Origin of the sequence: Epibacterium ulvae, assembly GCF_900102795.1 — a bacterium.
In the GTDB taxonomy this organism is placed as follows: domain Bacteria; phylum Pseudomonadota; class Alphaproteobacteria; order Rhodobacterales; family Rhodobacteraceae; genus Epibacterium; species Epibacterium ulvae.
This window is the reverse complement of sequence record NZ_FMWG01000006.1, coordinates 67,544-86,737: the sequence shown is the minus strand read 5'-3', so window position 1 is coordinate 86,737 and position 19,194 is coordinate 67,544. Positions and strand designations below refer to the sequence as shown.

The window sequence follows — 19,194 nt, the reverse complement described above, 5'->3', positions numbered from 1 at the left end:
GGATGATGACCAGCCTGTTTGCAGGCATGTTACTAAGTGGCGCAACATTTCTAAATCCGGTTGAAGCAGCCCCTGCGGCGAAACAACTGTTTGGGGCAAAAACAGAAGGCTCTGATCAACGCCCAACCCCTTATGGATCTTATGCCAAAGGCTGTGTTGCCGGTGCGGTAGAGCTGCCCGAAACAGGCCCAACATGGCAAGCGATGCGCCTGTCGCGCAATCGCAACTGGGGGCACCCGGATGCAATTGATTTTGTCAAAGACCTAAGCCGTGTCGCCGCCCGTCAACGTGGCTGGGACGGGTTGTACATTGGCGATATCAGCCAACCTCGTGGCGGGCCGATGCTATCAGGGCACCGCAGCCATCAGATGGGCTTGGATATTGATATCTGGATGCGCCCGCCGGATCGGCTGAACCTGTCGCGCAATGAACGCGAAAATATTTCCTCGATTTCCCTGCGACGTTCAGCCGGCGCCTTTGTAAACAGCAAGTGGAGCAAAGAGCATCACGCCATCCTGAAAGCGGCCGCCAAAGACAAACGTGTGGCGCGCATTTTTGTGTTCCCCGGTGCCAAGGTGCAGATGTGCAAGGATGAAACAGGGGATCGGCGCTGGCTGCGCAAAATTCGCCCATGGTATGGGCACCATTACCACTTTCATGTGCGCTTGAATTGTCCACGTGGGGCGCGAGGCTGTGTAGAACAGGCCGCACCCCCGCGCGGGGATGGCTGCGCCGATGCGCAGGCCTGGGTCAACGAAATCCTGAACCCGTCGCCCCCTAAACCCAGGGACCCAAACGCGCCCAAACCCAAACCTCGACGTGAAATCACTCTTTCGGATCTGCCTCAACAATGCGCCGCCGTCCTTCGTTCAAACTGATTGCCACCCTGCTGCCGCTGATTGGAATTGCGGTGGCAGGCTGGGCCGCTGTGCGCCCTGCACCACACCATGAGGCGGTGTTTCTGACCAGCTACCGCTGGACCCACTCGGCCCCCTGGTTTGGGGGGTTTTCAGCGCTTGATCTGCAAGGTGACGGGAAAACCCTGACGATACTGGGGGATCGCGGCACGCTGGCCCATGCGCAGATCTCACGGGATCAAAGCGGCGATATTACGGATATCGCAATTGCCGATTTCACCCAATTGAGGCGACCTAATGGGCGAGGGGTTTCAGGAGATTTTGCCGATAGTGAAGGGCTGGCGATTGCCCCAGACGGATCGCTTTATGTTTCATTTGAACTGTTCACACGGGTTGCGCATTATGAACGCTCCGATGCTTCGGCAACGCATCTAAAACGCCCCGCAGCATTTAAAAACCTGCCCCGCAACAGTGGTCTGGAAGCGCTGGCGATTGATGCAGAGGGTACGCTTTATACGCTGCCGGAAGACAGTGAAACGCCAGACGGAGACATCCCGGTATGGTCTTGGGATGGCACACAGTGGCGTGATGCTTTTCACATCCCAAACCGTGGGCCATTTTTGCCCGTCAGCGCTGATTTTGGCCCGGATGGGCGGTTTTATGTGCTGGAGCGCGACTTTAGGTTTATTGGATTTCGCAGCCGCTTGCGCCGCTGGGACGTGGATGCAGACGGGCTGACACAGGAGACAACTGTGTTCCAAAGTCGGCTGGGACATCACCAAAATCTGGAAGGCGTCAGCATCTGGCGTGACCCTGCTGGACGCCTGCGCGCAACCATGGTGTCAGACGATAATTTCATGTCACTTTTACGCACTGAGTTAGTGGAATATTTACTTCCCGACAGCTGAGAGCCAAACCAATTTATCTGACGTCACAGACCTGTATCATCCAGATGACACTGGCTTTTAAGTCTTGCTTAAAATTTATCACTCTTTGCTTCATCCTGTGGAAAACGTGAACTGCACCACACTATTTTGTTTTGACTTTCAGACAATCTGTGTCACGCTCAAGGTATAGCGTAACAACTGAAAGGAGGTGCTCTAGTGTCTATTGAGAACTTGGAGATAGGTGTCGGAACAGTTTGGGAGAAGCAGATCTGAGGCAACCCTTAGGGACTGCTAAACACAAATTGGTGCCAGCCTAACCGGCGCACCTCCGAAAACTCAAGAAGGGTTGTCCGTTACGCAAACAGGCAACCCTTTTTCTGTTTGCGTAACGGCACAAATGATTGATAATTTCAGGCACATCGCGGATCGAGGACTGATTTTAAGTAAACCCAGACCCGTTTCTGAAACGCATGGGGGCAAAGCATCCTGCAACACAGCCCAGAACAGCCCATGCAGCAGGTCGAAAGTCCTTAACGGAACAGAGCAAGGTGTTCGCCTGTTTCGGTTAGCTGGCCGTAGTCTCCTCTTTGGAAACATTCATATCAACCACAGCCAAGATCAGAACCGAACCCACAGTTATGAATGTTGCACACGGTCTGAATGACTGCTGTTCACGTCATCTTTGATGATGCGGCGTAAATTATGCTTCGGATCCGATTTTCTTAAGAATGCTTACAAGTCGCTCGAACTCCTCATCTCCAAGCCGTTTCCTGATCTCGGCCTCCACCTTCCTTTTGGCTTTTTGACTGTCTCGCTGAGCGGCTAAGCCCTTTTTTGTAAAGTGTACTATTTTACTGCGGCCGTCATTGGGATCAGGCTCTCGCCGTAATATCCCAGACTCTTCCAGATCCAAAATGAGTTGTTGAACAGCTTGTTTGCTAAGGCCCATTCGGACGACAATGTCAGACTGTCTTGTGCCTTTAAGCCCCACATATGGCATAACGCTGGAACGGGCCTCAGCATACCACTCGTGGCCCATTGCGACCATCTCCGCCGCAAACTTCTTCTTCCACATCCCTGCAGCATCCCAAAGGCGCCAGCCCACATGATCAATTCGAAAATCGTCAACTTGCTTGACCAAGTGCAAACTCCATAGTAGTCAATCTAGTTGACGTTACTATTTTCAGCTGGTTCCGGCAAGCGGATGAGGCAAGATGCGATCATACAATATCTATGACGACATAGCAGACTCTTACGGCAGGGCTCATGCGCGCTGGCTCCGCTTTGCGGGAGGAGAAGCTCAATGCGCGTTCGAAGGTGCGGTAACAGCGCTTTTGCGCCCGGATGTGCGTCTCTTGGATGTCGCATGTGGCACAGGAACTGTGGCGCGGAGATTGCTCAAAGGTTTGGAAAGTCGTGCGAATTTAGTGTTGCTCGACGCATCCCAAAAGATGCTTGACTGTTGCCATGACATCCCCGCGCAACGCGTCATCGGTTGCATGAAAAATTTACCCTTTCGGGACGACAGCTTTGACTTACTCACGTGCGCCTGGGGTCTCGAAACGCTGGATGATCCCTATCCGGCGTTGTCAGAATTCGTGCGCGTTACCCGATGCGGTGGTCATGTTTGCATTGTCTTCTGTGCAGACCGCCAGCCCCGGTCTATCGCAGACCGCATGCTACGGCACCGAATTTCACAAACGGGCCGTGGATCCTTCTTGGTCGATGGCAAAATGCGCGAATTAGCAATGACAGCAGGTGCGCGTCGTGTTCAGTCTCTTCACTGCTCTGGCTCGGCAGCCGCAATGATCCTTCACATTTAGGCTAGGCCATGTTGACAAATGGCGCACCAAAAGTCGGATCGAAGCTATGTCGATAAATCCGAGGTAGCTTTCTGCGGTTTTGTCGTAGCTGGTTGTGATGCAACGGGCATTTTTGAACTTGTTGAGGCACCGCTCGACCAGGTTTTCAGTCGGTAATCTGGATAAATACCCGAGAAGCCAAGCCCACCTCATCGCCCAGATATGCGATCGCTGAGAGGGGTGCCACTCGTGCCAGAGCGGCGCGAGTGGCTTTGCCAAAAAAGGCTTAGCACCGATATTGCATTGCCCCCATAACAGGCCTGGGGCGGCCTGTCCTGCCGCTTTTTGTCTTTGCTGCATCAAAGTACCAACGCCAATGATATCGCTGGAAAGGCGATTAACACGAAAAGTCGAAGGATATCGGCAACCCAAAACGGGAAGATACCTGCAAACATCGTCTTGAGTGAAACATCCGGTAAGATGGTTCTTAGGACAAAAACGTTTAAGCCGATCGGCGGTGAGATCAGGCTGATTTCTGTAACCACGACAACCACAATACCAAACCAGATCGCAACGGCTTCGGGTGAGGCCAGCAAGCCGGTTCCGAAATCAAGCGCCAAGATCATTGGGAAAAAGATTGGCACGGTCAAAAGGATCATCGACAGGCTTTCCAGCACAGCGCCCAGAACGATGTAGATCAGCACAAGCGCGAATATTACGACAAAAGCGCTTACGTCAAGGGTCTGAACGAAAGCCAAGATTGCGTCTGGTAATCCGGCAAAGCTGATGAAATTTGAAAACACTTCTGCTCCGATGACAATCGCGAAAATCATCGCCGCAGGTCTTACCGTTTCAAGCCCGACCTGCATCAAACCCTTAAGTGTTAGCCCGCCCATAACACGGGCAATTACCAATGAAAGCAAAGCGCCGATCGCGGCCGCTTCGGAAGGTGTGAAGAATCCGCCATAGATTCCAATCATGATAATGGCAAACAGCCCGACGACGGTTGTAACACCCCAAATATCTTTTTTGGTGAGCGGGTGATCCTGCAGGCCGTCCGGTGCAAGGCTTGGCTTCACTTTCACCGCAACATAGACCGCACCGATATACATGATAACGCCCAAAAGACCCGGTAAAAGGCCAGCCAAAAACAGTTTGGCAATATCCGTCTCGGTGATGATTCCATAGATGATCAGAATAACAGAGGGAGGAATGAGAATGCCCAAAGTCCCACCTGCAGCAATTGCTCCAGTGGCGAGGCTATCCGCATAGCCGACCTTGCGCATGGATGGCATCGCAACCTTGGACATTGTCGCAGCGGTTGCCAAAGAAGATCCGCAGACCGCACTAAAGCCACCACATGCAACAACGGTCGCCATAGCCAGACCGCCGGGCAAGCGGCGCAATAATCGGTGGGACGCCGCAAAGAGGGAGTGGCTCACGCCTGAGACGGTCAGCAAGTTCCCCATCAGAATGAATAACGGGATCACCGACAGGGTAAACGAAAGCGCAGTGTCAAAGGTCGTATTGCCCAATAGTGTGAAGCTCGCCTTCCAACTCCGCAAGAGAGCAAAACCGACGGTGCCAACGCCGATCATTGCAAAAGCAACTGGGACGCGTAAAAACACCAGAACAAAGAGAATAAGAATACCTAGGAGCGAAACGGTCATTCTGTATCTCCTTTAAAAAGGCCAATGATTGCCGCAACGGCAGACATGGCACAGGCCAACGCGACGACACCCGCAACGAGATAGAGAGGGATCGACAGCGAGTTGGTTACGGTCCCGCGTTTCAAGAGTTTTTCGGTGTGTTCCCAGACCTCCCAAGCCATGAAACCAAAGATTCCTGCGACACAGACAACTGCCAAAAGCCGCAATAGAATGCGCCTTGTGCCACTTGACGGAATCGACAACAGATCGACCTCAACATGCTCTTTGGAATAGGTTGTCAAAGGCATTGCCAAAAAGACCACCAGCGCGAGACCAATTTCCGTTAGTTCAAACGCCCCACTGATGGGACGATTGAATATATATCGTGCGATGACATCCACGGATGTGAGCAGGGTCATGCCCAACATCACAATCACGGAACCATAGGCCATTGCGCGGAATAGTCCCTGCCACAGACCAAGGCCTTGGCGGGGATGATTTAAGTCGTTTTGTGGCTCCATCGCAGATTACGGATTTGCTTGTTTGCGCAGTTCTGTAAGGGCTGCGGCACCGTCAAAGCCGGTTGCACTGACAGCATCAGCCCAAGCCGCCTCGTGCTTGTCTGCAAAGCCCTTGATCGCATCAAGAACCTCCTGCGGTGCGTCATAAACTTCGACATTGGTCCCCGTAACAAATTCTGCGCCAGCTGAGTCTGCCGCGTCCCAAACTGTGCCTGCAAGAGTCGCGAAAGCCGCACCAGAAACGCTTTCGATTGCGGCTTTGTCTTCTTCGGAAATGTCCTCCCAGCGATCTTCGTTCATGACTAGGAACCAAGATGTGTTGTACATGCCGCCGGGGATATGCATCGCGTGAGTCACATGGTCTGTAAGTTTAAAGGCCTTTAAAGCCTCCATCGTGAAGGTCACTCCATCAATCACACCAGTCGACAGTTTTTCAAACACCTGACCTGGCCCCATGAATTGGGTGGTGATACCTAAATCTGTCGCAAGATCAGCAATATACCCCCCTGGTGTCCGAATTTTCAAACCTGCGAAATCATCGGCAGATTCGATCTTACGTTGATTGTTGTGGAACATACCGGGACCGTGAACAAACAATCCCAGCAGTTTGACGCCCTCATGCTCAGCCTGTGCATCCAACTGGTCGGAGTAAACATTCCAATATGCGACTGAAGTTGTCTCAGCGGAATCTCCAAGAAATGAGAACTGACCGATGCGCGAGCGCAGAAAACGATCGTCGCGGGTAAACGAATGCAGCCCATATGTAATGTCTGCGACACCGTCCGCTGCCAGATCAAAATGCGCAGGCGGTGGCCCAAGTGGTTTGGGCAGAATGCGAACTGTCACACGGCCCTCGGTAACTTGTTCAACTGAAGTCGCCCAAGGCTGAATTACACCCTGTGCGATCGGATGCTGTGGTGGCAGCCAAGACGATAGCACCAATTCTTCGGCTGACGCCATTGGTGCACAAAGACCTGTAGCCACAATCCCCGCAGTGATAATTTTTTGAAGTTTAGACAATCGAAAATCCTCCCCAAATTCGACAGCATGCGCACACAAGACTCATCTCACATGCAACTATCTTGGCAAATTAGTTGCATTTGAAACAATGTCAATAAGAAGGTTCACCTAGGCAGGGACAGCCCAAGATGTCGAAAAACGCAGGAAGCCGCTGGAGACAGGTCTGTTGTAGAATCCGAGTGCGTTAACTGCGCTAAAGGAACCTGTTATAATTCTCATTCAATTCTTCCCGTAGACCCCGAGGCGGACACATAATGTGGCCCCTCGACGAGCCCTTTAAGCTTATGAAAATAAAAAGCGGTTCACTTTGCCTGAGGATGGTGCCTGAATTACCCAATACAAAGAGTGACTTGATGAAATCAGTGGAAATGTACGGAACAGAATTGAGAACCACGATTGAAGACTTAAACGCCGAACCCGAATTTTCTGCTGCCCGCGGTGAAGCGCGCCACTCCTCGACCAAACGCACGTCGTAGGGGGTAGTCGCGAAAGAATGGGTTTTAAGGCTGCCGCCAAAATTCAGATCTGAGCGCTTTCGCGCTATAGCGTCAACGTTGACGTTGATCCGTGGGATTTCTGCCCTGTACAGATGAACGATATTGTACGCCGGTCGCGATCATTGCCTATCAACAGCACTGGTCATTCGTTGATCTCGTTACGAAGACGTAAGAGAGCCCATTTTACTCGACGCCGCACGTTGTCGAACGACAGCCCCGACGGGAGTTCGGAGCGTTTTGTCAAATCTATCAGGAATTGAGCGGTGTTGGGCTGCTACTGCAAGCGGTTTTGGGTCTTTGCCAGATCAATGAACGCGCGCAGGCGGCGGGTCATATGCCTTTTGCTTTGATAATTTATCGAGTAGCGCGGCATTGGCGCGAGGTGGTCTCTGAGCACTTCGACAAGCTCTTTGTTTGCAACATGTGGCACGGCAATCTCACGGTAGATGTAAGCAAGACCCAGGCCACGAGAAGCATAATGCAGGAGTGAGCGCATATCGTTCGCCACTAGTCTTGGTTTGGGCTGCATGACAAAAGACCCGTCCGGTCCTTTGAACCCCCAAGGCGCGAGCCGGTCACCTCGGCCAAACGCATAGCAGATCGCATCATGTTCGAGCACGTCACGCGGATGTGTAGGCGTGCCACGGTCTTCGAGATAACTGCGCGCCGCGACGATGGTCATGTTGAGCTCTGGGCCAACGGGAACAGCATGTGTGTCTGACGCCATCATGGTTTGTGATCGGATCGCAGCATCAATGCCGGATGTTAGAAGATCAACCTTCTTATCATCATAGATTATCTCAACCTGAACATTTGGATAGGCGGCGGCAAAGCTGGCCAAAAGATCATCGAGAAAGAAAGGACCGGCACTGTAAGGTGCGGACAGGCGTAATCTGCCGCTCACCTGATCTTTCTCTTCATCCAAAGCACTGAGCGCACCTTCGAGATCCGTGACGGCTGGAAGGCTCCGTGTGTAGAGCTGTTCACCGATAGGTGTCAGGGCAACAGACCGGGTCGAGCGTTCGAACAACCTTACACCCAGTCGGTCCTCAAAGCGCTGGATGGCCTCGCTGACTGATGCCGGTGCTTGATGCAAATGCTCCGCCGCTGCGCGAAAGCCACCGCGGCGTGCAACTTCCACAAAGACACGAATCTCTCCAAAGTTGTTCTGGCTCATTGTTCGCTTAACCGATCAGATTGTTAGGATAAAGATGGGTTATTCTTACGATAGCAGTTCACTATGTTCACTGCAAGCAACACAGTTACGGAGCTTGCCATGACCGCCATCACCGAGATTTTCGTCCTGAAGATGAAGGACGGCGCCCATGTGGATGCGGTTCGCGAAGCAGCGCGTAAGGACTTTGTGGCGCTGGATGGTGTCATGTCCTGGGAAACGCTGGTGTCTGTCGACCCCAGTAGACCGACGCTCTACACCGACATTTTCACCTTCCCAGATCATGCCACTGCAAAGCGTGTCACGCCGCAATTTGCCAAGCGCCCTGCCACCCAAGCCTTCCTGGCCGAGATCGAAGAAATCATCGTCGGCCAGTTTTTTACAGCCTATCAACCCAAAACTTCGGAGTAAGACCATGACGGTACGTGACGAAATCCAAGCGGCGATCAGCGAATGGAACAACGGCCTCGACAGCGGCGATATTGAGCGCATGGTGGCCTCTTGCCACCCGGATGTGATGACGGTCAATGAACGTCAGCCTGTAACGGTTGGCACGCAGGCGATCCGCGACAAATACAACCCTCGTATTGCGGCGGCAGAGATCACCTCAGGTTACGATATCGAGGATCTGCAAGAATACGGAGACACGGTCATTGTATCCGGACGGTTCTACGGAACCATGAAGATGCGTGACACCGGCGAAGTCAGAAAGCCTGAGGGCCGGTTGGTGCTTGGTTATAAACGCGACGAAACCGGCGCGTGGAAGATGTTCCTAGACTTGGACAATAACGGTCCCGAATAAACCGCACTGGCCGCTTCAACACTGGTGCGGCCTCCTCTCCATCCCTTCAGCACATTGCAGGAGACCAACATGTCGACGCTCGAAATCGTCACCAAGGAAATCGTCGATTTGCACGATTTCTTCACCCAGTGGTTCAACGGTACCGTAGAGCGCGACCAGCTTGCGCCACGGTTCCTGTCCCACCTGGACGATAACGTCATCTTCATCCCACCAGAAGGGCACATCCTGACAGGCGATATGCTGAAAGGCGGATTCGACAGCGGATATGGTTCGAACACTGACTTCCGCATAGAGATCCGGGACGTCGCAATCCGGCAGGAAATTGGGGATCTGGTGATGGCGACCTATACCGAGTGGCAGATAGGGGCCACGCAATCAGCACACAAAAATGCCCGTGTCACCAGCGTGCTCATGAAGATGACCACCCCCGTAACATGGCTGCACATCCAGGAAACCTGGTTGCCCGACAGCGTACGCGACGCCGGTTCCTTCGACTTTTAATCCATCTCAACCAGAGGTTTTTCATGTCCAAATACATCGCAAAACAGCCCCGCGAGATCGCGGATTGCGTCAACGCCTACCTTCAAGATGGCGATCTTGATGGAATAACCACGATGTTCCACCCGGATTGCCAGATCTTCTTTCCGCCCGATCAACCACCACTCATGGGGCTGACCGGTGCACGCAAGGCATTTGAAGGGTTCATGGAATTGAAACCCACCATCAAAAGCGATGTGTTCTGTGAGGTGATCAATGGTGATGTCGCCTTGCTGCGCGCCAATTGGAGCGTCGTTGCGCCTGACGGCGCAGTCCTGGCCGAAGGTCAGTCTACCGAAGTGGCCAAGAAGCTGGAAAACGGCGGCTGGGGTTACCTGATCGACTGTCCGAACGGCCCACCTGCTTTGTCCTGATCACCACCTTCCTGGAGGATTGCAATGACCATCAAACATTTTCACGAAGGTGAGCTGCGCCTGCAAAATCAGGTTGGCATGCGTGAGAAGATCGACATGCTGACCAAGCACCTGATGCGGGATCACATGCCAGATCAACACCGGGATTTTTTTGAGGGTCTGGAATATATTTTTCTGGGCACGGTAGACCGGCTAGGTCTCCCTCATACCACGATACTGACCGGACCAGCTGGGTTTGCTTCCTCCCCGGATCCTAAGACGTTGATTGTTCAAACAGGCAACCGTACCGGCCTGCCGGCCTTTGATCAGATTGCTATTGGCCAGCCGGTTGGCGTCTTGGGGATTGATTTGTCAAACCGGCGCCGCAACCGGATGCACGGGCGCGTGTCGGCCATGGACGATGGACAGATCAGCATCATCGTTGTCCAAAGCTATGGCAACTGTCCGAAATACATCAATCTGCGGGATATCTGCGATAACGGCATGACTTCACCGCCAAACGCAGCGGAGGTCTATGAATCGCTCGATCCGCAAGACATCGAGCTGATCACTCGCTCGGACACGTTCTTTATCGCATCCTATGTGCAGGACGGCTCTGACGCGCCCTACGAAGGGGTGGATGTGAATCACCGTGGGGGCCAGCCCGGCTTTGTGTCAGTAAACAGTGCGACCCAAATCACGATCCCCGACTACCGTGGCAACGATCTTTACAACACGTTTGGCAATCTGTTGCTGAACCCGGATGCGGCTCTGTTATTTATCGATTTTGAAACGGGTGACCAGCTTCACCTGCACGGCACAGCCAAACTGATCGAGGATCCGGCCGCCGCTGCCGCTCATCCCGGTGCCTTGCGTCTGTTGCAAGTCACGATCTCGGGCGTGACACGTCGCACGGCGGCCACGGAGCTGAGGTGGCAATTCATCGAAACATCCCCCGTCAATCCTGACCTGACCCAGCAATAGGAGCTGCATTATGCCCCTCAAAATTCTCTCTTACGGCGCGAATGGCGCACAGATGGCTGCAGGCACTCAGGCTCTGATTGATGCAGGTCACCAAGTCCGCGCCTTCACCCGTTCCTCCAACGGCGCGGAGCGTTGGAAAGCTGCCGGGGTCGATGTCGTCACAGGCGATATGGCTGATGTCGAAACCCTACGCCGCGCCAGCGAAGGGCAGGACGCGCTGTTTTTGCACGTCCCGTTGATCACTGACCCGAATGATGACCGCAACGCCTATGGTGTGAATGCGCTGAAGGCGGCAAAGGATGCCGGGATTACACGTGTCGTCTGGAACACGGGTGGGCCGATCATGGACCCGTCGTCGACCACTGACCCCGGTGCCGTGTTGTGGCGTAGATTGCAGGAGGACGGGTTTTCCTTCCTCGGGCTGGTGCCAATCACCTACATGGAAAATTTGCTTGGACCTTGGACCGCCGAAGGGCTTGCGCGCGGCAAGCTTGCCTATCCGACGCCTGCCAGCTTCAAGATGCAATGGGGTGCTGCTGCTGATTTTGGCCGTGTTGCAGACAAGGCCTTGCAAGGCGATCTGCCGAACAAGGTGCTGCGCCTTGGCGGACCTGCGGCATTAGATGGCGATGACCTTTCCCGCATCATGGGCGAGGTGCTGGGGAGAAATCTGACCTATGACGTGATGACCCCCGCCACGTTCGAGTCACAGCTTTCGGTGCTGGCTGGCGCACACGTCGCTGGCATGATCGCCGGTATGTATGGCGGCGTGCAGGCCAATCCGGATCAGTTCCAACCCGGCTTCCTGACCGACCCTTCGGAGATCGAAAACCGGTTCAATCTCAAACTGACATCCTTTGCCGACTGGGTGTCACGGCATCGCAATCACTTTACCCAACAAGGATAGCCTCATGAAACTCTATACACACCCCCTGTCCGGTCACGCTCACCGCGCCACAGCCATGCTGTCGTTGTTGAATGTAGACCACGAGGCCGTCCTCGTGGACCTGCAAACCGGGGCGCATAAGCAACCCGAGTATCTGAAGATCAGCCCGCTGGGTCAGGTGCCCGCACTGGTCGATGGTGATGTCACCTTGCGCGATTCCACATCAATCCTGACCTATCTGGCTATGCAATACGACGCGGATCGTACATGGCTGCCGACGGACCCGGTCGCTGCGGCACAGGTTCAGGAATGGTTGACAACCAGTGTCAAAGAAGTGTTCGAAGGACCCTGCGGCGCGCGTATCGCTAAATTCTTCGGTGTACCAATCGACTATGACGGCGCGGTCGAGAAAACCCATGCCCTGATGAACACCATGTTTGAGCCGCGTCTGGCAGAAAACGACTGGCTTGTGGGGAATAGACCGACCATCGCAGATGTGGCGAACTATGGCTATATTGCTGCCGTCGAAGAGGCAGGTGTCTCTCTGGCTGACTATCCCAATGTCAAAGCTTGGTTGGCCCGTCTGGAAGCCTTGGACGGTTTCCCGAAAATCCAGTCAGTTGCAGAGATTATGGGGTCAGCTGCCTGAGGCCGCCCCAATACGGAGGAATTTTCCATGACCAAGATCATCTATGGGCACGACACCCTCTGCGGCTGGTGTTTTGGCTTCACGCCCACACTTGATGCGTTTTGTTCATCTCACCCAGACGTCGACATCGAGGTTGTACCGGGGGGATTGGTCAAAGGCGAACGGGTGGGCAGCTACTCTGATATGGCGGGCTACATTGCCCAAGCCGAGGTCAAGATGACCCAGGTTACCGGGCGTGCGATCGGGCAACCGTTCCGCGACATGCTGCAGCGTGAAGATGCTCCGCTTAGCATTTCAGCCCCACCCAGCCACGCCATTCTTCAGATGAAAGCTCTGGCTCCGGAACGCGCATTGGAGTTTGCGCATGTCATTCAGGATGCACATTTTCTGAACGGCAAGGATCTCAACCTTGCCGCCACCTATGATGAAATTTGCGACGCGCATGGATATCCCAAGCTCGACACCCAGGCGATTGTAAGCGCGACTGAAGAATCGCCATTGGTCGCCGATAGCTATAACCGTTCCGCATCCCTAGGTATCCAGTCCTATCCGACAATTCTTGTCTACTCGGACGACAACACGCTGCTTGGCCAGATCGCTTCCGTGTATCAGCCAGAAGCATTCCGCGCGCGTTTCGATGAGATCGTGAGTTTCAAGAAGGTGAGCGCGACGCACACCGTTCCAAGTTAGGATCGAATTCCAGTAACGTAGTGAAGAAGATTATCGTGGCCTCAATGAAGCCACGATAGTTTTGTTTGAACACACCAGCACCGCTAAGGCGCTGCGGACCATGTCGGACCAGTTGACGATCACGAAACGGCGTGCATCCGAATGTGCTTGCCGTCCGTAAGACCCTGAATTTTCTCAGCGATGGAGCCCGCGTCAATGCCGTGATGCTTGTAGAGATCACCGATTGTGCCCGTTTGACCAAAATGCTCTACCCCCAGTGAAATCGTCTGGTGTCCCGCCACACCACCAAGCCACGCCAAAGTGGCTGGATGCCCATCGATTGCAGTGACGATTTTGCAATGTGAGGGCAATTCACCCATCAAGGTTTCGATGTGGGAGCGGGCAAGCACGTTCCCACGCGAGCGAGCGCGCTGTGCGGCGGTCCAGCCCGCATTAAGCCGGTCTGCGGAAGTGACGGCGAGAACACCAACGTCACGTCGACCCTCCCCGATGATCCCAGCCGCCTTGATTGCCTCTGAAGCCACGGCACCCTGATAGGCGATCACGACTTCACAGTTCGGACCGGGTTTGCGAAGCCAGTAAGCGCCGTCGATGGCACCCTGCCGGAACGCATCGTCATGCCGTTTTCCGGGTTGTTCGATGGGATTGGTCGTCAGGCGCAGATAGACGCTGCCGCCGGTCTCATCACGCAGCCAAGTGCGCTCATCTGGATCACCCTCGCCATCTCGCTGCATGTAATCAAACGCCCATTCCATGATCACCGCCAACTCGTCGGCAAAGGCGGGTTCAAAGGCGGCCAGCCCGTCCTGACTCATGCCGGTTAATGGCGTACCGATCGACTGATGCGCGCCACCTTCTGGAGCCAGTGTCACACCAGATGGCGTGCCGACGATCATGAAGCGCGCATCTTGGTAACAGGCATAATTCATCGCATCGAGGCCACGATGCACAAAGGGATCATAGACCGTGCCGATGGGAAGCAGGCGCTTCCCGAAAAGGGAATGTGAAAGTCCCGCCGCGCCAAGCAAAAGGAACAGGTTCATCTCCGCGATTCCAAGTTCGATGTGCTGACCTTCGGGCGTAAATGCCCATTTCGCGGTCGAAGGTATGCGATGCTCGATGAAGGCATCTGCCTGCTCAGAGCGAGCGAACAGCTTGCGACGGTTGACCCAAGACGCAAGGCCAGTGGTGCCTGTGACATCAGGCGATGTGGTCACAATGCGCGCGGCCAATTCGCTGTCGCCTTTGGAGAGGCCATCGAGGATTTTCCCAAAGGCGGATTGGGTCGAGATTTCGCGATCGCTGCTGAATTCCACAGAAGGAACCGACACCTTTCCATCGCTGAATCTGCGTGGTCCTTCCGCGAAGAACGGGACGGCCTTCAGGAAACTTTCCAGATGGGCGACATCTTCCACTCCGGCGAACCGTTCCCATTCCTGACCCTCAGCGACACCCATATGTTTTTGCCATTCAGCAAACTGGGTCTTGTTCATCAATCCGCCATGATTGTCCTTGTGCCCGGCTATTGGCGTTCCCCAACCTTTGACCGTGTAGGCCAGAAAACAGGTCGGGCGGTCGTGGTCGATGGCATCAAACGTGTCGGCCATGGTCTCCACACAGTTTCCACCGAGATTTTCCATCAGCGCGGCCAGTTCGTCATCACTTCGCCGATCGATGAGCGCGGTGACGTCACCTTGATCACCCAGATCATCCATGAGGCGCTTGCGCCAGACAGAGCCCCCCATGAAGGTCAGCGCTGAGTATTCTTGGTTCGGGCAGGCATCGATCCACTCGCGCAGCTTGTCTCCACCCGGCTCTTCAAATGCGGCCCGTTGCAGAGCCCCGTGTTTCACCCGCACCACGTCCCAGCCAAAAGCATCAAAGATCTTTTCAATGCGCTCGAACAGGCCCTCGCGCACAATTCCGTCAAGTGACTGTCGGTTATAATCGATAATCCACCAGGTATTACGCAGGTCGTTTTTCCAGCCTTCCTGCAGCGCCTCGTAAATATTGCCTTCGTCCAATTCGGCATCGCCCACAAGTGCTACCATGCGGCCCATAGGGGAACCTTTGCCCCAGTCTTTCGCGGCTATGTAATCCTGAATGATCGAGGCAAAAGAGGTGATTGCAACGCCCAGACCCACTGAGCCGGTGGAGAAATCGACATCGTCGATATCTTTCGTGCGTGAGGGGTAGCTTTGCACACCCCCCAAACCGCGGAAATTTTCCATTTTCTCGCGGGTCTGATTGCCCATCAAGTATTGGGCGGCATGAAATACCGGCGAAGCATGGGGTTTGACAGCCACACGGTCTTCGGGCCGCAGCGCTGAGAAATAGAGCGCTGTCATGATCGACACCATTGAGGCTGAGGAAGCCTGGTGACCACCGATCTTGATCCCGTCCACCTTCGGTCGGATATGGTTCGCGTGGTGGATCATCCAGTGCGAATGCCACAGTAGAAGCTGTTCAACAGTTTTTAGATGCGTGCGCGATGCGGTCATAGCAAGCCTCCCCAGGTCGCGTGTTAGTCTTCGATTTCTGTAATAATGATCTCACCAGACAGGGCGACTGGGTTGATGATCGTTTGTGCGTTGGGGCTGTGTTTGACGGCCTTTTCATGCAGCGCTTCGAACTGTTCCGGGGTACCATCGCCCGTCACATGCATGGTGTAGCGGATTTCAGGGAACCCAACGGGTGTATTGGTGGCCAACCCCATGAAACCACGCAGGTCCAGCTCGCCGTCAAAGTCAATTTTCACTGACTCCAGTTGAATACCTTCAGCCGTAGCACCGGCTACAAATGCGACCATCATGCAGGACCCTAGGCCTGACAGCAGCAATTCCTGAGGATTGGGTCCGTGATTGTTGCCCATCAGCTGACGCGGCTCATCCGCCTTCCAGGTGAAGGAACGGCTAACCTTATGCGGCCCGACCAGCATCGGTTTGGTCGACGAACGTGCGCGCGTGCCGCTTTCCCAATCGATCTCGATACCGTAGCTCATAATGCCTTCTTCGGGATCGCCTGCGACTTCGTTGACGAATTCGCTCAAGGCGGCGGTGGGGATAGAGTTACGCATTATGCAGCACCTTTCATGGTGGAGATGGCATTGAGAGCTTGGTCAAAATCGGCGATCAGGTCTTTTGCGTCTTCGATGCCGACGGAAAGGCGGACGCAACCGGGGTAAATGCCGATATCTGCGCGTTGGCGCGCGGTCATCGTAGCTTGTGAAGAATTGAAGGGAAGGCTGATGAGGCTTTCGATCCCGCCAAGGCTGGTGGCCTGCTTTGGCAGTTTCAGATGATCCATCAAAGCGAGAGCGGCCTGGTCTCCTCCTTTGACAAAGAAGGTCACGTTGCCCGTGCCCATCTTCATCAACTCTTTTGCGCGGGCATGATCCGGGTGGCTGGGCAGCATCGGGTACAAGACCTTTTCCACCGCAGGGTGGGTCTCAAGAAACTCAGCCAATGCTGTGGCCGAGGCTTCATGAGCCTTCATACGAATATCCAGCGTTTTAAGGCCGCGCTCCAGTAGAAAACAGGCGTGCGGATCGAGCGACCCGCCATAGTTCAGCAATCGCGGCCAGATCATGTCCACGAGCTTGCGTGGTCCACAAACGACGCCGGCGATCAGATCCGAATGGCCGTTGAGGTATTTCGACGCCGAATGCACCACTAGATCCACACCCAACTCCAAAGGTTTCATGACGGGGGGCGGGGCGAAAGTGCTGTCAACGATCAAACGCAGGTTATGGCGCTTTGCGATATCGACGAGTGCTGGAAGGTCCACAACCTTCAGCACCGGATTGGTGATCACTTCGAAATAGAGGATTTGCGTATTGGGCTGGATCGCAGCCTCAATGGCTTCAAGATCATAGCTGTCTACCAGCGTGGCCGACATGCCAAGCGACGGGAATTCCTGATTGAAGAGATTGTATGTACCGCCATAGAGATCGCTGGCCGCCACGACATGCGCACCTTTGTCGACAAGGGCCATGACCGCTGCCGTGATAGCTGCCATACCTGAGCTGAACACTATGGCACTTTCGGCTCCTTCGAGTGTTGCAAGCTTTTCCTGGACGGCCCATTGCGATGGGTTTCCGTAGCGCGTGTAGATGAAACGATCGCGACCAAACCCTTCCTCGATAGACCCATAGGTTTCTTCCTGAAGAATGAAGGTCGACGCCTGGTAGATCGGCGTTCCTACCGCGCCAGTGCGTGGGTCGTCATGCGTTCCGGCATGGACGGCCTTCGTGGACATGCCCATACTGTCCATCGGATGCGCATCAAGAAAGGGCCCGGATTTGCGTGCGCGGTCCAATTGGTTGATCCAGCCGCCATGGTTACGGCTTGCGGCTTGGCTGGTGGCATCGCCATATAGCGGTTTCTTGGTCATTTTATCCTCCTTATCCTCCAGTCAGTGCAGGCTATTCAGCCGCGATGGCATTGTGTTGAGACAGGGCCGCCATCAAATCGTCGATCAGGTCATCTGCAGTCTCCAATCCCACGGAGAGGCGCACGAGACCTTCTGCAATTCCGTGTTCGGCCCGTTCTTGCGGCGTATACGTTGAATGAGTCATGCTTGCGGGATGTTGGATCAGGCTTTCCGCATCACCCAGACTGACCGCCCGTTGAATGAGCTTCAGGCGGTTCATCATGGCAATACCGCCATCTTTTCCACCGACAACTTCGAACGGGATCATGCCACCAAAGTCCGACATCTGACGACGCGCCAAATCGGCTTGCGGAAAACTGTCGAGACCGGGGTAATGCACACTGGCCACCGACGGGTGGTCTTCAAGCATTTGGGCGATTTGCATTGCTGAGCGACAATGCCGTTCGACCCGCAGTTCCAGGGTTTTCAAGCCGCGTAGGAGCAACATGGCTGTGAAAGGGGACATAACCGAGCCAGTCATGTCCTTTAGTCCGACCAATCGGACCTGTGTCATGTCTTCGGCAGAGCCCGCGATGAGACCTGCCACCAGATCGCCATGGCCACCCAGATATTTAGTGGCAGAATGTAGGACGATATCTGCACCATGCTCCAATGGTCGGGTGAGGACAGGTGTTGCGTAGGTGTTATCGACCACCACTTTTGCGCCTTTTGCATGGGCAATCCGCGAGATCGCTGCAATATCCACAAGACGATTGTTAGGATTGGCGGGTGTTTCGAAATAGACAACCCTGGTGCGGTCCGTGATCGCGTCGGTCAAATTCTCGGGGTCAGTGAGATCAACTGGAGTGACCTTGACGTCAAACTTTGTCAGCCCGTGGCTTAGAAAGGCAAAGGTGCAACCGTAGAGCGTTTTGTCGATGATGACCTCGTCACCCGCTTTGACGAGTGTCCAAAAAACAGAGGTAATTGCCCCCATGCCGGAGGCTGTGGCCAACCCGGCTTCCGCGCCCTCAAGATTGGCGATGCGTTCTTCAAGTTGATCAAGCGTCGGATTGGAAATACGGCTGTAGAAGTGTCCTTGCTGTTCTCCAGCAAACATCGCACCGCCCGCCTCAGCGGTTTCAAAAGTGAATGTGGAGGTCAGGTAGACGGGCGGGTTCAGTGACCCTTGGTGTTGTCCTGCATCATAGCCGTGGTGAATTGCCCGTGTTGAAAACCCGGCAACATCTTTCTTCATGAGAGCCCCTCCTGTACGTTTAAGCACTTTAGGATGGAGTCAGAGGCATTTGGTTGCTATCTTTGCCTCTAGAAGCGTCTGGATTGAAACTATATGCCAAAAACAACAACAATAGACGATACAGATCGCAAGGTGATCCGCGCGTTGCAAAGCAACGGATGACTTACGAATCTCGATCTTGCAGATGAAGTGAACCTATCGCCTCCCTCCTGCCTGAGACGCCTCCGAAATCTGGAACAGAAACAGGTGATACGAGG

The 19,194-nt window shown here is 54.3% G+C and carries 21 protein-coding genes and 1 pseudogene; 12 read left to right on the top strand and 10 right to left on the bottom strand.

Annotated elements, in window-relative coordinates:
• The first annotated feature begins 26 nt into the window (after nt 1–26).
• Together mepA and BLP79_RS10915 are read left to right on the top strand one after the other, a co-directional pair.
• On the top strand, nt 27–878 hold the full coding sequence (gene mepA / locus BLP79_RS10920; RefSeq protein ID WP_232716446.1) for a penicillin-insensitive murein endopeptidase: 852 nt from the start codon (nt 27–29) through the stop codon (nt 876–878).
• On the top strand, nt 851–1,765 hold the full coding sequence (locus tag BLP79_RS10915) for an esterase-like activity of phytase family protein (RefSeq protein WP_090218926.1): 915 nt from the start codon (nt 851–853) through the stop codon (nt 1,763–1,765). Before mepA ends, BLP79_RS10915 begins: the two co-directional genes overlap by 28 nt.
• A 679-nt stretch (nt 1,766–2,444) precedes the next feature.
• Here BLP79_RS10915 and BLP79_RS10910 read toward each other — a convergent pair.
• Nucleotides 2,445–2,885: a MarR family winged helix-turn-helix transcriptional regulator gene (locus tag BLP79_RS10910; RefSeq protein ID WP_090218924.1), complete on the bottom strand. Its 441-nt coding sequence runs from the start codon at nt 2,883–2,885 to the stop codon at nt 2,445–2,447.
• Between the two features lie 73 nt (nt 2,886–2,958).
• Between BLP79_RS10910 and BLP79_RS10905 the strand changes: the two genes are divergently transcribed.
• Entirely contained in the window at nt 2,959–3,567 is a 609-nt protein-coding gene (locus BLP79_RS10905; protein WP_090218922.1) for a methyltransferase domain-containing protein, read from the top strand.
• A gap of 9 nt (nt 3,568–3,576) precedes the next feature.
• Here the strand turns inward: BLP79_RS10905 and BLP79_RS19510 are convergent.
• The 4 genes and pseudogenes from BLP79_RS19510 to BLP79_RS10885 form a co-directional block, all read right to left on the bottom strand.
• Nucleotides 3,577–3,711: pseudogene (locus BLP79_RS19510) on the bottom strand (IS5/IS1182 family transposase); the annotation flags it as partial.
• A 194-nt stretch (nt 3,712–3,905) separates the two neighbouring features.
• The gene (locus tag BLP79_RS10895) at nt 3,906–5,216 is read right to left on the bottom strand and encodes a TRAP transporter large permease (protein WP_090218918.1); all 1,311 of its coding nucleotides are present in this window, start codon (nt 5,214–5,216) and stop codon (nt 3,906–3,908) included.
• Nucleotides 5,213–5,647: a TRAP transporter small permease gene (locus BLP79_RS10890; protein ID WP_170830488.1), complete on the bottom strand. Its 435-nt coding sequence runs from the start codon at nt 5,645–5,647 to the stop codon at nt 5,213–5,215. The genes BLP79_RS10895 and BLP79_RS10890 overlap by 4 nt, the downstream gene beginning before the upstream one ends.
• A gap of 75 nt (nt 5,648–5,722) precedes the next feature.
• Nucleotides 5,723–6,736: a TRAP transporter substrate-binding protein gene (locus BLP79_RS10885; RefSeq protein WP_232716426.1), complete on the bottom strand. Its 1,014-nt coding sequence runs from the start codon at nt 6,734–6,736 to the stop codon at nt 5,723–5,725.
• Nucleotides 6,737–7,089: 353 nt separating this feature from the next.
• On the opposite strand from BLP79_RS10885, the gene BLP79_RS20180 reads away from it, so the two are divergent.
• Nucleotides 7,090–7,212: a hypothetical protein gene (locus tag BLP79_RS20180; RefSeq protein ID WP_269799321.1), complete on the top strand. Its 123-nt coding sequence runs from the start codon at nt 7,090–7,092 to the stop codon at nt 7,210–7,212.
• A gap of 295 nt (nt 7,213–7,507) precedes the next feature.
• Here BLP79_RS20180 and BLP79_RS10880 read toward each other — a convergent pair whose 3' ends face one another.
• Complete coding sequence (locus BLP79_RS10880) at nt 7,508–8,410, bottom strand: LysR substrate-binding domain-containing protein (protein WP_090218914.1); 903 nt, start codon at nt 8,408–8,410, stop codon at nt 7,508–7,510.
• Nucleotides 8,411–8,509: 99 nt separating this feature from the next.
• Between BLP79_RS10880 and BLP79_RS10875 the strand changes: the two genes are divergently transcribed.
• The 8 genes from BLP79_RS10875 (at nt 8,510) to BLP79_RS10840 (ending at nt 13,308) form a co-directional block, all read left to right on the top strand.
• A complete protein-coding gene (locus BLP79_RS10875) occupies nt 8,510–8,818 on the top strand; it encodes a hypothetical protein (protein WP_090219182.1) in 309 nt (102 codons plus the stop codon).
• A gap of 4 nt (nt 8,819–8,822) precedes the next feature.
• On the top strand, nt 8,823–9,209 hold the full coding sequence (locus BLP79_RS10870) for a YybH family protein (protein WP_090218912.1): 387 nt from the start codon (nt 8,823–8,825) through the stop codon (nt 9,207–9,209).
• 69 nt (nt 9,210–9,278) lie between these two features.
• Nucleotides 9,279–9,710, top strand: a complete 432-nt coding sequence (locus BLP79_RS10865) for a DUF4440 domain-containing protein (RefSeq protein ID WP_090218910.1) — start codon at nt 9,279–9,281, stop codon at nt 9,708–9,710.
• Nucleotides 9,711–9,733: 23 nt separating this feature from the next.
• Nucleotides 9,734–10,120 carry a YybH family protein gene (locus BLP79_RS10860; RefSeq protein ID WP_090218909.1) on the top strand — a complete coding sequence of 129 codons (387 nt, stop codon included), beginning with the start codon at nt 9,734–9,736 and terminating at the stop codon, nt 10,118–10,120.
• Nucleotides 10,121–10,144: 24 nt separating this feature from the next.
• Nucleotides 10,145–11,083, top strand: coding sequence for a pyridoxamine 5'-phosphate oxidase family protein (locus BLP79_RS10855; protein ID WP_090218907.1), 939 nt, complete (start codon nt 10,145–10,147; stop codon nt 11,081–11,083).
• 10 nt (nt 11,084–11,093) lie between these two features.
• On the top strand, nt 11,094–11,990 hold the full coding sequence (locus BLP79_RS10850) for an NmrA family NAD(P)-binding protein (RefSeq protein WP_090218906.1): 897 nt from the start codon (nt 11,094–11,096) through the stop codon (nt 11,988–11,990).
• 4 nt (nt 11,991–11,994) lie between these two features.
• Nucleotides 11,995–12,618 (top strand): glutathione S-transferase family protein, encoded by a 624-nt coding sequence (locus BLP79_RS10845; protein ID WP_090218904.1) that lies wholly within the window; start codon nt 11,995–11,997, stop codon nt 12,616–12,618.
• 27 nt (nt 12,619–12,645) lie between these two features.
• Nucleotides 12,646–13,308: a DsbA family protein gene (locus tag BLP79_RS10840; RefSeq protein ID WP_090218902.1), complete on the top strand. Its 663-nt coding sequence runs from the start codon at nt 12,646–12,648 to the stop codon at nt 13,306–13,308.
• 119 nt (nt 13,309–13,427) lie between these two features.
• Here the strand turns inward: BLP79_RS10840 and BLP79_RS10835 are convergent, their stop codons facing one another.
• The 4 genes from BLP79_RS10835 to BLP79_RS10820 are packed head-to-tail and all read right to left on the bottom strand — an operon-like array spanning nt 13,428 to nt 18,937.
• Nucleotides 13,428–15,809 (bottom strand): 1-deoxy-D-xylulose-5-phosphate synthase N-terminal domain-containing protein, encoded by a 2,382-nt coding sequence (locus tag BLP79_RS10835; RefSeq protein ID WP_090218900.1) that lies wholly within the window; start codon nt 15,807–15,809, stop codon nt 13,428–13,430.
• A 23-nt stretch (nt 15,810–15,832) separates the two neighbouring features.
• A complete protein-coding gene (locus BLP79_RS10830; protein WP_090218898.1) occupies nt 15,833–16,384 on the bottom strand; it encodes an OsmC family protein in 552 nt (183 codons plus the stop codon).
• Complete coding sequence (locus BLP79_RS10825) at nt 16,384–17,700, bottom strand: trans-sulfuration enzyme family protein (protein WP_090218896.1); 1,317 nt, start codon at nt 17,698–17,700, stop codon at nt 16,384–16,386. The genes BLP79_RS10830 and BLP79_RS10825 overlap by 1 nt, the downstream gene beginning before the upstream one ends.
• Before the next feature lie 31 nt (nt 17,701–17,731).
• Nucleotides 17,732–18,937 (bottom strand): methionine gamma-lyase, encoded by a 1,206-nt coding sequence (locus BLP79_RS10820; RefSeq protein WP_090218894.1) that lies wholly within the window; start codon nt 18,935–18,937, stop codon nt 17,732–17,734.
• Nucleotides 18,938–19,194: the final 257 nt, after the last annotated feature.

Coding starts and splice junctions, on each gene's coding strand:
- mepA (WP_232716446.1), top strand. CDS start 27: ATGTTACTAAGTGGCGCAACATTTCTAAATCCGGTTGAAGCAGCCCCT.
- BLP79_RS10915 (WP_090218926.1), top strand. CDS start 851: ATGCGCCGCCGTCCTTCGTTCAAACTGATTGCCACCCTGCTGCCGCTG.
- BLP79_RS10905 (WP_090218922.1), top strand. CDS start 2,959: ATGCGATCATACAATATCTATGACGACATAGCAGACTCTTACGGCAGG.
- BLP79_RS10895 (WP_090218918.1), bottom strand. CDS start 5,216: ATGACCGTTTCGCTCCTAGGTATTCTTATTCTCTTTGTTCTGGTGTTT.
- BLP79_RS10890 (WP_170830488.1), bottom strand. CDS start 5,647: ATGGCCTATGGTTCCGTGATTGTGATGTTGGGCATGACCCTGCTCACA.
- BLP79_RS20180 (WP_269799321.1), top strand. CDS start 7,090: ATGAAATCAGTGGAAATGTACGGAACAGAATTGAGAACCACGATTGAA.
- BLP79_RS10880 (WP_090218914.1), bottom strand. CDS start 8,410: ATGAGCCAGAACAACTTTGGAGAGATTCGTGTCTTTGTGGAAGTTGCA.
- BLP79_RS10875 (WP_090219182.1), top strand. CDS start 8,510: ATGACCGCCATCACCGAGATTTTCGTCCTGAAGATGAAGGACGGCGCC.
- BLP79_RS10870 (WP_090218912.1), top strand. CDS start 8,823: ATGACGGTACGTGACGAAATCCAAGCGGCGATCAGCGAATGGAACAAC.
- BLP79_RS10865 (WP_090218910.1), top strand. CDS start 9,279: ATGTCGACGCTCGAAATCGTCACCAAGGAAATCGTCGATTTGCACGAT.
- BLP79_RS10860 (WP_090218909.1), top strand. CDS start 9,734: ATGTCCAAATACATCGCAAAACAGCCCCGCGAGATCGCGGATTGCGTC.
- BLP79_RS10855 (WP_090218907.1), top strand. CDS start 10,145: ATGACCATCAAACATTTTCACGAAGGTGAGCTGCGCCTGCAAAATCAG.
- BLP79_RS10850 (WP_090218906.1), top strand. CDS start 11,094: ATGCCCCTCAAAATTCTCTCTTACGGCGCGAATGGCGCACAGATGGCT.
- BLP79_RS10845 (WP_090218904.1), top strand. CDS start 11,995: ATGAAACTCTATACACACCCCCTGTCCGGTCACGCTCACCGCGCCACA.
- BLP79_RS10840 (WP_090218902.1), top strand. CDS start 12,646: ATGACCAAGATCATCTATGGGCACGACACCCTCTGCGGCTGGTGTTTT.
- BLP79_RS10835 (WP_090218900.1), bottom strand. CDS start 15,809: ATGACCGCATCGCGCACGCATCTAAAAACTGTTGAACAGCTTCTACTG.
- BLP79_RS10830 (WP_090218898.1), bottom strand. CDS start 16,384: ATGCGTAACTCTATCCCCACCGCCGCCTTGAGCGAATTCGTCAACGAA.
- BLP79_RS10825 (WP_090218896.1), bottom strand. CDS start 17,700: ATGACCAAGAAACCGCTATATGGCGATGCCACCAGCCAAGCCGCAAGC.
- BLP79_RS10820 (WP_090218894.1), bottom strand. CDS start 18,937: ATGAAGAAAGATGTTGCCGGGTTTTCAACACGGGCAATTCACCACGGC.